This window comes from Oceaniglobus indicus (assembly GCF_002751875.1).
Taxonomy (GTDB): domain Bacteria; phylum Pseudomonadota; class Alphaproteobacteria; order Rhodobacterales; family Rhodobacteraceae; genus Oceaniglobus; species Oceaniglobus indicus.
The window spans coordinates 363,904-377,064 of the sequence record NZ_NMZM01000002.1 but is presented as its reverse complement, the minus strand read 5'-3'; the positions used below and the strand labels follow the sequence as shown (position 1 = coordinate 377,064).

Sequence of the window (13,161 nt, the reverse complement as noted above, 5' to 3'; positions counted from 1 at the left end):
GATGGCCATCACATCCGCCAACCAGCTTGAGCTTTTGCAGACCGCAGAGGCCGTGGCCCGCGAAAAGATGATCGACCCCGGACTGGTGGTCGAGGCGATGGAAGAATCGCTCGCCCGGGCGGCCAAGTCGCGCTACGGGTCCGAAATGGACATCCGCGTCCACATCGACCGCAAGACGGGTCGCGCGACGTTCACCCGTGTGCGCACGGTGGTCGAGGATGACGCGCTGGAAAATTACCAGGCCGAGATGACGGTCGAGCAGGCCAGGGAACACATGGCCGATCCCAAGGTCGGCGATGAGCTGACCGACGAGGTGCCGCCGGTGGAAATGGGCCGGATCGCCGCCCAGTCCGCCAAGCAGGTGATCCTGCAGAAGGTCCGCGAAGCCGAGCGTGACCGCCAGTACGAAGAATTCAAGGACCGCGCCGGCACCATCATCAACGGTGTCGTCAAGCGCGAGGAATACGGCAACGTCATCGTCGATATCGGCCGTGGCGAAGGCATCCTGCGCCGCAACGACAAGATCGGGCGCGAAAGCTATCGCCCGAATGACCGCGTGCGGTGCTACATCCGCGAGGTGCGCCGCGAGGTGCGCGGCCCGCAGATCTTCCTGAGCCGGACCGATCCGCAGTTCATGGCGGAACTGTTCAAGATGGAAGTGCCGGAAATCTATGACGGCATCATCGAAATCAAGGCGGTCGCCCGCGACCCCGGATCGCGCGCCAAGATCGCCGTCATCTCCTATGACAATTCGATCGACCCGGTGGGCGCCTGCGTCGGTATGCGCGGCAGCCGCGTTCAGGCCGTCGTGAACGAGCTTCAGGGCGAAAAGATCGACATCATCCCGTGGAACGAGGATATCCCGACGTTCCTCGTCAACGCGCTGCAACCCGCCGAGGTCAGCAAGGTCGTGTTCGACGAAGAGGCCGAGCGGGTCGAGGTCGTGGTGCCCGACGAACAGCTTTCGCTGGCCATCGGCCGTCGCGGCCAGAACGTGCGTCTGGCGTCGCAGCTGACCGGGCTGGACATCGACATCATGACCGAGGAACAGGAAAGCGCGCGCCGTCAGGCCGAGTTCGAAGAGCGCACCAAGCTGTTCATGGACACGCTGGACCTGGACGAATTCTTTGCCCAGCTTCTGGTTTCGGAAGGCTTCACCTCGCTCGAGGAGGTCGCCTATGTCGACGCGAACGAACTGATGGTGATCGACGGCGTGGACGACGACACCGCCGCCGAGCTTCAGGCGCGCGCCAAGGATTACCTGGATGCGCTGAACAAGAAGGCGCTGGATCATGCCCGCGAACTGGGTGTCGAGGACAGCCTGGTTGACTTTGAGGGTCTGACACCCCAGATGATCGAGGCATTGGCCGAAGACGGGGTGAAAACCCTCGAGGACTTTGCCACCTGCGCTGATTGGGAATTGGCCGGCGGCTGGACGACGGTCGATGGCGAACGCCACAAGGACGACGGCGTTCTCGAAAAGTTCGAAGTGTCCCTGGAAGAAGCGCAGAACATGGTGATGACCGCCCGGATCCAGTTGGGCTGGGTCGACCCGGACGAGTTGACCGGCGACGAGGAAGACGAAGCGATCACCGAAGACGAGGCCGGGGAATAGGAACGATATGTCCCGCGGCGGCAAGGAAAAGGATTACACGGACCCCGAGCGCAAGTGCATCGCGACGGGGGACGTGCACCCGAAACGGGGTCTGATCCGATTTGTTGTCGGGCCGGACGATTTGATCTATCCTGACGTGGCAGAGAAACTGCCGGGCCGGGGCATCTGGGTCAGCGCCGAGCGTGACGCGCTGGCCCTGGCGGTGAAGAAGAACCTGTTTTCCCGCGGTGCGAAAAAGCAGGTGAAGCTGCCCGACGATCTGGTGGGCGATGTCGAGGCCGCGCTGTTGCGCCGGGTGATCGACAGGCTGGCGATGGCCCGCAAGGCGGGTCGTGCGATTGCCGGGTACGAAAAGGTGAAGGACTGGCTGCTCAAGGATCAGGTGGCCATTCTCGTTCAGGCCTCGGATGGGTCGGCGCGGGGAAAATCCAAGTTGCGGCCACCCGGCGGACGGGGGTCGTTTTTCGACATTCTGACCGCGCCAGAATTGGGTTTGGCATTCGGTCGGGAACATGTGATACATGCGGCGCTTTCCGCAGGCGGCCTGGCTGATCGATTCAGAGAGGACGCCGTGCGGCTTTCAGGCGTTCGGGAAGATGTCGGTGGAGACGCCACCGGAAAGGTAAAGAAGACCACATGAGCGACAATGACGGCAAAAAGACTCTGGGCCTCCGGAGCGGACCGCGCTCCGGGCAGGTGAAGCAAAGCTTCAGCCATGGCCGGACCAAGAGTGTCGTGGTCGAGACCAAGCGCAAGCGTGTCGTGGTCCCGAAACCGACGGCAGAAAAACCTACGGGCCAGCGGCGCCCGGCGGGCGGTGACCCGTCCAAGCGTCCCGCAGGCATAACCGACGCCGAACTCGAACGCCGGATGAAGGCGCTTGCCGCCGCCCGCGCGAACGAGGCCGAGGAGGCCGCCAAGCGCGAAGCCGAGGAAAAGGCCCGCGCCGAAGAGCGTGAGCGTCGTCGTGCAGAGATCGAGGCGAAGGAAGCCGAGGAACGCGAGCGCGAAGAGCGCGCCAAGGCCAAGGCCGAGGAAGACGCGCGGCGGCTCAAGGAAGAGGCCGAGGCCAAGGCGCGTGCGAACGCCCCCGCGCCGGCCGCGCCCAGCCCCGCCGACATGGCCGCCGGTGCGCCCGAGCCGACCCGTGGCGGCGGCAAGCCCACGCCGCGCAAGGACGACCGCGACAGCCAGGACCGCAACGCCAAGGCCAACAAGGGCCGCGTCGATTCGCGTCGCTCGGGAAAGCTGACGCTGAACCAGGCGTTGACCGGTGGCGAAGGCGGACGGCAGCGGTCGATGGCCGCCATGAAGCGCAAGCAGGAGCGGGCGCGTCAGAAGGCGATGGGCCAACAGGTCGAGCGCGAAAAGATCGTGCGCAACGTCAACCTGCCGGAGGTCATCACCGTCCAGGAATTGGCGGTGCGGATGGCCGAACGTGTGGCCGATGTCGTCAAATTTCTGATGAAAGAGGGCGTTATGGCGACCCAGAATCAGGCAATCGACGCCGATACCGCCGAACTGGTGATCGAGGAATTCGGTCACAAGGTGGTGCGCGTTTCGGATTCGGACGTCGAGGACGTGATCGACCAGGTGGAAGATGCGCCCGAAGATCTCAAGCCGCGGGCGCCGATCATCACCGTCATGGGCCACGTGGACCACGGCAAGACGTCGCTTCTGGATGCGATCCGCAAGGCCAAGGTCGTCGCGGGCGAAGCCGGTGGCATCACCCAACATATTGGCGCCTATCAGGTGACGACGGAAGCCGGGCAGTTGCTGACCTTCCTCGACACCCCCGGTCACGCGGCGTTCACCTCCATGCGGTCGCGCGGTGCACAGGTGACGGATATCGTGATCCTGGTGGTTGCGGCTGACGATGCCGTGATGCCGCAGACCGTCGAGGCGATCAATCACGCCAAGGCGGCCGGTGTTCCGATGATCGTCGCGATCAACAAGATCGACCGCCCCGCCGCGAACCCGACCAAGGTGCGGACTGACCTGTTGCAGCATGAAGTCGTCGTCGAACAGATGTCGGGCGATGTTCTGGATGTCGAAGTGTCGGCGATCAACGGTCAGGGTCTGGATAACCTGCTCGAGGCCATCGGGCTTCAGGCGGAACTTCTGGACCTGACGGCAAACCCCGACCGCGCCGCCCAGGGCGCCGTGATCGAGGCGCAGCTTGACGTCGGTCGCGGACCGGTTGCGACGGTCCTGGTTCAGAACGGCACGCTGCGCAAAGGCGATATCTTTGTCGTCGGCGAACAATGGGGCAAGGTCCGCGCGCTGGTCAACGACAAGGGCGAGCGTGTGGACGAGGCCGGACCGTCGGTCCCGGTCGAGGTTCTGGGCCTGAACGGCACGCCCGAAGCGGGCGATACGCTGAACGTGGTCGAAACCGAGGCACAGGCCCGCGAAATCGCGGAATATCGCGAGAACGCCGCCAAGGAGAAGCGCGCCACCGCCGGTGCCGCGACGACGCTGGAACAGATGATGGCCAAGGCGAAGGCGGATCAGACCGTCGCCGAACTGCCGATCCTGCTCAAAGCCGACGTTCAGGGCTCGGCCGAAGCGATCGTGCAGGCGATGGAAAAGATCGGCAACGACGAGGTGCGCGTGCGCGTCCTGCACTATGGTGTGGGCGCGATCACCGAAACCGATGTCGGTCTGGCCGAAGCCAGCGGCGCGCCGATCATGGGCTTCAACGTCCGTGCCAACGCATCGGCCCGCAACACCGCCAACCAGAAAGGTGTCGAGATCCGCTATTACTCGGTCATCTACGATCTGGTGGATGACGTGAAAGCGGCGGCTTCCGGTCTGCTGAGCGCGGAAGTCCGCGAGACGTTCATTGGCTATGCCGAGATCAAGGAAGTCTTCAAGGTTTCCAATGTCGGAACGGTTGCCGGTTGTCTGGTTACCGAAGGCGTCGCCCGCCGGTCCGCTGGCGTGCGTCTGCTGCGCGACAACGTGGTGATCCACGAGGGCACGCTGAAAACGCTGAAGCGCTTCAAGGATGAAGTGACCGAGGTGCAGTCTGGCCAGGAATGCGGCATGGCGTTCGAGAACTATGACGACATCCGGCCGAAGGATGTGATCGAGATCTTCACCCGTGAGGAAGTCGAACGCAATCTGACGTGATTGGCGTCTGATCGCAAAAAATGAAAGGGACCGCATCATCCGATGCGGTCCCCTTTTTTTGCTGAAGGCGTATCGTATCAGACGTGATCGGCAGCGACCGATGGTGCCACCGGATGCCCGGCATAAAGCGCTTCGCCAACCCGCACGACGACCCGCCCGTCGTCGAGTGCGCGAACGGTCATTCCATGAACTGAAACGCAGCTTCCGATCGTGATTGTCTGTGCCACAAGTGTTACTCCCCTATACTTGTCCCATCAGACTAACGGAGAGTCGTTTTCAAACCATGAATAAAATCGGCAAATATCCGAAATAAATGCATGAATTTTAGGCAATCCGCCGGGTCATTGGGCGGTGTTCGGATCAGATCAAAGCAGATCGCGCAACATGGCGATCAACGGTATGTCCGCGGGCGGCATGGGATAATCACGCAGGTCGTTCGGGCGCACCCATTTCAAAGTCTGGCCTTCGCGCGCCTGCGGTATCCCCTTCCAGCGGCGGCAAACATAAAGCGGCATCAAAAGGTGGAAATCGTCATATCCGTGGGATGCAAAGGTGAGGGGCGCGAGACAGCTTTGCCAAGTGTCGATTCCCAACTCCTCGTGCAATTCACGGATCAACGCCGCCTCGGGAGTCTCGCCGGGTTCGACCTTGCCGCCCGGAAACTCCCACAGGCCCGCCATGGTCTTGCCCGGCGGGCGCTGCGCGACAAGAACGCGGCCGTCGACATCGACCAGCGCGACAGCGGACACCAGAACCGTCTTCACGACCGATAGTCGGCATTGATGGCGATGTACTGATGTGTCAGATCGCAGGTCCACACGGTGGCCTGCCCCGCGCCGATCCCAAGATCCACGCCGATTTCCAGCGTGTCGCGCTTCATGTAGGCGGCGCAGTCGGTTTCGGAATAAGCGGGCGAAACCCAGCCGTTTTCGGCGACGATATTGTCGCCGAACCGAATCGCCAGACGGTCGCGGTCGGCCTTGGCGCCGGATTTCCCGACGGCCATGACCACGCGGCCCCAGTTCGGATCTTCCCCCGCCAGCGCGGTCTTGACCAGCGGGCTGTTGGCGATGGCCATGGCGACGCGGCGGGCATCGCCATCGCTGTCGGCGCCGGTGACCTGAACGGCGACGAATTTCGTCGCCCCTTCGCCATCGCGCACGACCTGATGCGCCAGATCCAGCATGACATCGTGCAAGGCGGTCTCGAACGCGCGGGCGGCGTCGCTGTCGGTGGCGGTGATGGGCGCGTTTCCGGCCTTCCCCGTGGCCACCACAAGAACGGTGTCCGATGTGGATGTATCGCTGTCGACCGTGATGGCGTTGAAAGTCCGGTCATTATTTCGCGACACCAGCGTTTGCAGGACCGCCTGATCCACGGCGGCGTCGGTGAAGATATAGACCAGCATCGTCGCCATGTCCGGGGCGATCATGCCCGATCCTTTGGCGATGCCGGCGATCTTCACCGTCTGCCCGTCGACATCCGCGGTTGCCGTCGCGCCCTTGGGAAAGGTGTCGGTCGTCATGATCGCGGCAGCGGCGTCAGCGATGGCGTCGGCCGACAGTGCCTGTTTCAACTCGGGCAGCTTGTCCAGGATGCGTTCGTATTTCAACGGCTCGCCGATGACGCCGGTCGAGGATGAGAAGACGCGCGTCACGGGCACGCCCAATGCATCTGCCGCGCCCTTCGTGATCCTTGCCACGGCGTCGCGCCCGTTCGCACCGGTGAAGGCGTTGGAGTTGCCCGAGTTGACGACGATGGCCGCGCCTTCGGTGCAATCCCCCCCGATCTTGTCCTGGCAATCCAGAACAGGGGCCGAGCGTGTGGCCGAGCGGGTGAACACCCCCGCCATCGCGGTGCCCGGCGCCAGTTCCGCCAGCATCACGTCGCGCCGTCCCTGATACCGGACACCGGCGGCGATGGCGGCGAAACGCACGCCCTCAATGACGGGCAGAGCGGGGAAACCGCCCTTGGGGGCCAGCGGGGAAACGGGGTTGGCAGCCTTGGTCTTGGCCGCAGTCGGGTTTTTCTGGTCGCTCATGTCCGTTTCCCCTGGTCAGATCACTGGTTCAGAATCGATGCGTCGCGAATCGTCGCCGGATCGATCTTGCCGGGTTCAACGCGGGTGACGTCGGCGGCGTCCGTGACCTCGGCCACCAGTGCCTCGATCTTCTGCTGGCGCACCTCGTCGGTCAGTTGCTCGCGCACGTCTTCCAGGCTGGGCGCTTCCTTCTGACGCGAATCCTCAAGCTTGAGGACATGCCAGCCGAACTGCGTCTTGACCGGTTCCGAGATCGCGCCGACGCTCATCTCCTTCACCGCGTTTTCGAATTCGGGCACCATCATGCCCTCGCTGAACCAGCCCAGCTCGCCGCCGTTCGGGCCCGAGGGACCGGTCGACTTTTCCTTGGCCAGTTCGGCGAAGTCGGCGCCGCCTTCCAAAGCGGTGACCAGTTCCTTGGCCTCGTCTTCGGTTTCGACCAGGATATGGCGGGCGTTCCATTCGACGCCGGTCGGGGCATCGGCGAAGGCCGCGTCATAGGCGGCCTGGATTTCGTCGTCGCTCACGTCGGAATTCGCGGTCTTTTCGATGACTTCACCAGCGATCAGCGCGCGCCGCTCGTTCTCGAGGATCAGTTCGCCCCGTGCGCTTGGTCCGTCGGCGCTCTGGCCCAGGGCGGTCTGTTGAATCAGCTGCTCGAGCAGGCCGTTGAACAGGACATCGTCGGGCAGTTGGCGATATTGTTCGGGCAGGCGCTGTTGCATGGCAATCATGTGACCCAACGTGATCTCGGTGCCATTGACCGTGGCAACCACCGTCGCGGGCGACGGCGGTGTGTCCTGTGCCGCAAGCGGCGCCGCCAATCCTGCAAGGACGGTTCCGGCAAGGGCGAGGCTGCGGAATGTGTTCATCGTTGTTCCTTCCTGTCGGGCTTGGATGGCCGCGACGTTGACACTGACAAGGGCGCCCCTTACATCGCTCCATGGCCATGCGGGGCACGTTTCCCGCCGTTTCTAGGGTGGCCCGCGCGCATCGGCAAGCGATCCGCTCACACGAAGCCGTCAGGAGTTACAATGCTGGGTATCGGAACCATCGCGAAAAAGGTCTTCGGAACGCCGAACGACCGCAAAGTCAAGGCGACGCAACCCCTCGTCGCGAAGATCAACGCGCTGGAGCCCGAATTTGAAAAGCTGACGGACGCTGAAATCAAGGACCGCACCCGGACCCTGGCCGAGCGGGCCCTGGGCGGCGAAAGCCTGGATGACTTGTTGCCCGAAGCATTTGCCAACTGCCGCGAGGCCGCGCGCCGTGCGCTTGGCCTGCGGGCGTTCGATGTTCAGCTCATGGGTGGCATCTTCCTGCACCAGGGCAACATCGCGGAAATGAAAACCGGCGAGGGCAAGACCCTGGTCGCCACCTTCCCGGCCTATCTGAACGCCCTGACGGGCAAGGGCGTGCATGTCGTCACCGTCAACGATTACCTCGTGCGCCGTGACGCCGACTGGATGGGCAAGGTGTTTGCCGCCCTCGGCATGACCTGCGGCGCGGTCTATCCGCGACAGCCCGATGGCGAAAAGAAAGCGGCCTATGCCGCCGACATCACCTATGCCACGAACAACGAACTGGGCTTCGATTACCTGCGCGACAACATGAAGTCCGAGTTGTCCGAGATGTATCAGCGCGCCCACAACTTCGCGATCGTCGACGAGGTCGACAGTATCCTGATCGACGAGGCCCGCACACCGTTGATCATTTCCGGCCCGTCCCAGGACCGCAGCGACATGTATCGCACCATCGATACCGTGATCCCGCTGCTGAAGGACGAACACTTCACGCTGGACGAAAAGACCCGCAACGTCACCTATACCGAAGAGGGCAACGAGTTTCTGGAAAGCCACCTGTCGGGTGCCGGCATCCTGCCCGAAGGCCAGACGCTGTATGACCCCGAAAGCACCACCGTGGTGCACCACGTCAACCAGGGTTTGCGCGCGCACAAGCTGTTCCAGCGCGACAAGGACTATATTGTCCGCGACGACGAAGTGGTGCTGATCGACGAATTCACCGGCCGCATGATGGCTGGACGCCGGTTGTCCGATGGTCTGCACCAGGCCATCGAGGCCAAGGAAGGCGTGTCGATCCAGCCGGAAAACGTCACGCTGGCCTCGGTCACGTTCCAGAACTATTTCCGCCTGTATGACCGGCTGTCGGGCATGACCGGCACCGCCTCCACCGAAGCGGACGAATTCGCCGAAATCTATGGTCTGGGCGTGGTCGAGGTTCCGACAAACCGGCCCATCGCCCGGATCGACGAACACGATGCCGTCTATCGCACGGCGCGCGAGAAATACGAGGCCATCGTCGAATCGATCAAGAAGGCCCAGGAAAAGGGTCAGCCGGTTCTGGTCGGCACCACGTCGATCGAAAAGTCGGAATTCCTGTCCGAGATGCTGACCAAGGAAGGCATCGCGCACAACGTTCTGAACGCGCGCCAGCACGAACAGGAAGCGCAGATCGTCGCCGACGCGGGCAAGTTCGGCGCCGTCACCATCGCCACCAACATGGCCGGGCGGGGCACCGACATCCAGTTGGGCGGCAACGTCGACATGAAGGTGATGCAGGCGCTGGAATCCGATCCCGACGCAAATCCGGACGAGGTTCGCGCCCGGATCGAAGCCGAGGTGGCCGATGAAAAGACCCGCGTGAAGGACGCCGGCGGCCTGTATGTGCTGGCCACCGAACGCCACGAATCCCGCCGGATCGACAACCAGCTGCGCGGCCGGTCGGGCCGTCAGGGCGACCCCGGCAAATCGTCGTTCTTCCTATCGCTGGAAGACGATCTGATGCGGATCTTCGGGTCGGAGCGCCTGGAAAACGTGCTGTCCAAGCTGGGCATGAAGGAAGGCGAGGCGATCGTTCACCCCTGGGTCAACAAATCGCTGGAAAAGGCGCAGGCCAAGGTCGAAGGCCGCAACTTTGACGTGCGCAAGCAGCTGTTGAAATACGACGACGTGATGAACGAACAGCGCAAGGTGATCTTTGCCCAGCGTCGTGACATCATGGAAAGCCAGGATCTGGCCGAAATCGCCGAGGACATGCGCCATCAGGTGATCGACGATCTGGTCGATGAATACATCCCGGCGAAATCCTATGCCGATCAGTGGAACAGCGAGGGCCTGTATGTCGCCGCGATCGAACGTCTGGGTGTCGATGCGCCCGTCATGGCGTGGTGCGAAGAAGACGGTGTCGACGATGGCGTGATCCGCGAGCGTCTGCAAAAGGTCAGCGACGAGTTCATGGCGTCGAAGGCGGCCCAGTTCGGCCCTGAAAACATGCGCCAGATCGAAAAGCAGGTGCTGTTGCAGACCATCGACGAAAAGTGGCGCGAGCATCTGCTGACGCTGGAACACCTGCGTTCGGTCGTGGGCTTCCGGGGCTATGCGCAGCGCGATCCTCTGAACGAATACAAGACCGAATCCTTCCAGCTGTTCGAAAGCATGCTCGATTCTCTGCGCGAGGACGTGACCAAGCGCCTGTCGCAGATCCGCCCGATGAGCGCGGAAGAGCAGAAGGCGATGCTGGAACAGATGATCGCCCAGCGCAAGGCGACCCAGACCGGCGCCGATCCCGAACACGAGGCGCCTTCGGAAAATCCGACCACGGGATTTGTCGAGGACGATCCGTCGACCTGGGGCAACCCCGGCCGTAACGATTCGTGCCCCTGCGGGTCGGGCAAGAAGTTCAAACATTGCCACGGTCAGATCGACTGATCCCGCTGCGCAAGCGCGGCGGGATTTGACAGATATTTGCGATCAACGCGGAATGGCCCGCCCGCTGTCCGAACAATGACCCGATTTCGACCCGATTGTATCTGATACCTGACCGGTGTTCAGGGCAGGGGGTTTAGAATGCTTGGCCAAGTCGCAATAACGATCATCAGGACCATGGGCGCGGGCGCCCTGTGCTTCGGATTCATCTGGGTCGGGGTGCAAATGGTGCGATCACCGGCACAAGCGAACCTCGGGCCGGTCGCGATGGTTTCCGACACCGCCAGCGATGCGCTGCGCGAACCGTTTCTTGCAGGGGTATCCGGCGATGGGCCGGCGTCCAGCCAACCCGCGGCGCCGACGGCCCAAGCGGATTGCGATTCCGCTGTCACGGCCACGCCGCGCGCAGGATCGCTGGTCATGTTGACGATCTCGGCGCCCTGTCACGCTGATGCCGCGGTCAGGATTCGACACAATGCCATGGTCTTTGACACCACGCTGTCGGATGCGGGCGGGTGGAGCGGCCTTGTGCCGGCACTTTCCGCCACCGCCACATTCGGCGTGGTCCTGGCCGACGAAACGCTGACCGCCACCACAGCCGTCGCCGACTTTCACAGCCATTCGCGCATCGTGCTTCAAAGCAGGGGCAATGCGGACCTGACCGTTCACGCCCGCGAATACGGTGCCGGCACAGGCGACGCCGGCCATGTCTGGCGCGGGGCGCCCGGCCTGATGCCGGGTGCGTCGGGTTCGGATGGCGGGTTTCTCCTGCGGTTGGGGAACGGCGAAGATGCCGCCGCGCGTATCGCCGAAATCTATACCTTTCCGGCCGGACACAGCACGCGCCGGGGTGCGATCCGGCTGAGCATCGAAGCGGCGATCACCGAACGGACCTGTGGGCGCGATCTGAATGCCGAGATCCTGCAACCCGGTCTGGGCGGCGATCTGGCTGCAACGCAGATCACCATCGAAACGCCGGACTGTGGCGGCACCGATGGCATTCTGGTGTTGAAAAACATCCTCCGAGATATGAAGATCGCCGCCAACCAATACTGATCGGTGCAGGCATTCCATGAAATTCGGCTGCGTGGCGATATGCGCCGCGCTCATACTTTCGGTATGCGCGGGGTCCGGCCGCGCCGATGACGTCACGCTGACCGCACGCGACGGCTCGGTCGCGCTGTCGGGCGAGCTGTTGGGCTATGACGGCGAATTCTATCGCATCGACAGCGCGTATGGCGTCCTGACCGTGGATGGGTCCGGCGTCACCTGCACCGGTGCGGCGTGTCCCGACGTCGCGGCCTATGTCGCCGAAGCCCGGTTTTCCGGGGCGCGGTCGATGGGGACGGTCCTTTTGCCTGTGCTGCTTGAGACATTCGCCGCACGCAACGGGTTCGCGGTGCGCCGGATCTCGAAAAGCGATACGCGCTTTGTCTATGAGCTCAGCGAAAAGAACGGCGGCGCGTTGGTGGGGCGGTTCCTGTTCCACCTGACCAATTCTGACGAAGGGTTCGCGGACCTGTTCGCCGGCGAAGCCGATATCGCGCTGTCGCTGCGCGAAGTGACACCACGCGAGCTGGACATCGCGCGCCAGGCCGATCTGGGCGACATGGCCGCCGCGGGACGGTCGCGCATCGTCGCCTTGGACGCATTGGTGCCGTTGGTGTCGCCCTCCAACCCGGTATCGCGGATCTCCCTGACGCAACTGGGCGCGATCTATGCGGGGGAAATGACGAACTGGCGCGATCTGGGCGGGTCGGACACACCGATTGCCTTGCACATGCGGGACGACCTTTCGGGACTGGCCCAAGCCTTTGCGCGGCGGGTGGTCAAGAACCGCGAGATGAGCGTGAATGTCATCCGGCATGACAGCGACGCCGGGCTTGCCGACGCCGTGGCCGATGATCCGTTCGCCTTGGGTGTGGGCAGCTTTTCCGAGATCGGCAATGCCGTGCCGCTGGTGTTGCACGGCCCCTGCGGTTTTGAGTCGCCCGCCGGCATCACCGAGATCAAGACCGAGGATTATCCGCTGACCGCGCCGCTGTTCGCCTATCTTCCGCCGCGACGTCTGCCGCATCTGGTGCGCGCGTTCCTGACTTACGTCGGCTCGCCCGCCGCGCAACCGGTGATTCGCCGCGCCGGGTTCGTCGACCAGTTTCCCCAGGCGGTTCCCTTCCAGCAGCAAGGCGCGCGCTTTGCGAATGCGATAACCGCGGCCGGATCGGAAACCGGGCTGGGAGAGCTGCAACGCCTGGTTCGCACGCTGGACGGACATAGTCGGCTGACCGTGACGTTCCGCTTCGAAAACGGTTCGTCCGAACTGGATGCGCAATCCCGCTCGAACGTGGCGCTTTTGGCGGAAGCGCTGGAGCGTGGCGTGTTCGACGACCGAAGCCTGGTTTTCGTGGGCTTCAGTGATGGTCAGGGCGATGCGACCGTCAACCGGCGCCTGTCGCTGAAGCGGGCCGGTGTGGTGCGCGACGCGGTGCGTAACGCGGCCCGAACGGTCGATCCGTCGCGCCTGTCGTTGAAGGTCGAAGGGTTCGGAGAGGCAATGCCGATGGCCTGTGACGAAGTCGGCTGGGGTCGGCAGGTGAACCGGCGGGTCGAGGTCTGGCTGCAACAGGGCCGGTAGGCCGGGTCCG

The 13,161-nt window shown here is 63.3% G+C and carries 9 protein-coding genes; 6 read left to right on the top strand and 3 right to left on the bottom strand.

Translation table 11 applies throughout. The features are described from left to right. Position 1 precedes the first annotated feature (1 nt). From nusA to infB, 3 genes are read left to right on the top strand one after another with little or no spacing between them, the layout of a single operon-like run. Positions 2 to 1,615, top strand: a complete 1,614-nt coding sequence (nusA, locus tag CFP68_RS04345) for a transcription termination factor NusA (RefSeq protein ID WP_099824938.1) — start codon at positions 2 to 4, stop codon at positions 1,613 to 1,615. 7 nt (positions 1,616 to 1,622) lie between these two features. Further along, the gene (locus CFP68_RS04340) at positions 1,623 to 2,255 is read left to right on the top strand and encodes an RNA-binding protein (protein WP_099824936.1); all 633 of its coding nucleotides are present in this window, start codon (positions 1,623 to 1,625) and stop codon (positions 2,253 to 2,255) included. Continuing rightward, complete coding sequence (infB, locus tag CFP68_RS04335) at positions 2,252 to 4,750, top strand: translation initiation factor IF-2 (protein ID WP_099824933.1); 2,499 nt, start codon at positions 2,252 to 2,254, stop codon at positions 4,748 to 4,750. Before CFP68_RS04340 ends, infB begins: the two co-directional genes overlap by 4 nt. 365 nt (positions 4,751 to 5,115) lie before the next feature. Here infB and mutT read toward each other — a convergent pair whose 3' ends face one another. Genes mutT through CFP68_RS04315 form a run of 3 tightly spaced genes read right to left on the bottom strand, consistent with a single transcriptional unit; the run spans position 5,116 to position 7,663 of the window. After that, complete coding sequence (mutT, locus tag CFP68_RS04325; protein WP_099824928.1) at positions 5,116 to 5,514, bottom strand: 8-oxo-dGTP diphosphatase MutT; 399 nt, start codon at positions 5,512 to 5,514, stop codon at positions 5,116 to 5,118. Continuing rightward, entirely contained in the window at positions 5,511 to 6,791 is a 1,281-nt protein-coding gene (argJ, locus tag CFP68_RS04320; RefSeq protein WP_099824926.1) for a bifunctional glutamate N-acetyltransferase/amino-acid acetyltransferase ArgJ, read from the bottom strand. Before argJ ends, mutT begins: the two co-directional genes overlap by 4 nt. Before the next feature lie 20 nt (positions 6,792 to 6,811). After that, positions 6,812 to 7,663: a peptidylprolyl isomerase gene (locus tag CFP68_RS04315; protein WP_099824923.1), complete on the bottom strand. Its 852-nt coding sequence runs from the start codon at positions 7,661 to 7,663 to the stop codon at positions 6,812 to 6,814. Between the two features lie 162 nt (positions 7,664 to 7,825). Between CFP68_RS04315 and secA the strand changes: the two genes are divergently transcribed. The 3 genes from secA to CFP68_RS04300 all read left to right on the top strand — a co-directional run bounded on the left by secA (position 7,826) and on the right by CFP68_RS04300 (position 13,151). Then, positions 7,826 to 10,519 (top strand): preprotein translocase subunit SecA, encoded by a 2,694-nt coding sequence (gene secA / locus CFP68_RS04310; RefSeq protein ID WP_099824921.1) that lies wholly within the window; start codon positions 7,826 to 7,828, stop codon positions 10,517 to 10,519. A gap of 138 nt (positions 10,520 to 10,657) precedes the next feature. Then, entirely contained in the window at positions 10,658 to 11,572 is a 915-nt protein-coding gene (locus CFP68_RS04305) for a hypothetical protein (protein WP_145953394.1), read from the top strand. Between the two features lie 16 nt (positions 11,573 to 11,588). After that, positions 11,589 to 13,151 (top strand): phosphate ABC transporter substrate-binding/OmpA family protein, encoded by a 1,563-nt coding sequence (locus tag CFP68_RS04300; RefSeq protein ID WP_099824917.1) that lies wholly within the window; start codon positions 11,589 to 11,591, stop codon positions 13,149 to 13,151. The last annotated feature ends 10 nt before the right edge of the window (positions 13,152 to 13,161 follow it).

Bases quoted from the DNA above. Each gene is read 5' to 3' on its own strand.
- CFP68_RS04340 (WP_099824936.1), top strand. From the start codon at position 1,623: ATGTCCCGCGGCGGCAAGGAAAAGGATTACACGGACCCCGAGCGCAAG.
- nusA (WP_099824938.1), top strand. From the start codon at position 2: ATGGCCATCACATCCGCCAACCAGCTTGAGCTTTTGCAGACCGCAGAG.
- CFP68_RS04315 (WP_099824923.1), bottom strand. From the start codon at position 7,663: ATGAACACATTCCGCAGCCTCGCCCTTGCCGGAACCGTCCTTGCAGGA.
- CFP68_RS04300 (WP_099824917.1), top strand. From the start codon at position 11,589: ATGAAATTCGGCTGCGTGGCGATATGCGCCGCGCTCATACTTTCGGTA.
- infB (WP_099824933.1), top strand. From the start codon at position 2,252: ATGAGCGACAATGACGGCAAAAAGACTCTGGGCCTCCGGAGCGGACCG.
- secA (WP_099824921.1), top strand. From the start codon at position 7,826: ATGCTGGGTATCGGAACCATCGCGAAAAAGGTCTTCGGAACGCCGAAC.
- argJ (WP_099824926.1), bottom strand. From the start codon at position 6,791: ATGAGCGACCAGAAAAACCCGACTGCGGCCAAGACCAAGGCTGCCAAC.
- CFP68_RS04305 (WP_145953394.1), top strand. From the start codon at position 10,658: ATGCTTGGCCAAGTCGCAATAACGATCATCAGGACCATGGGCGCGGGC.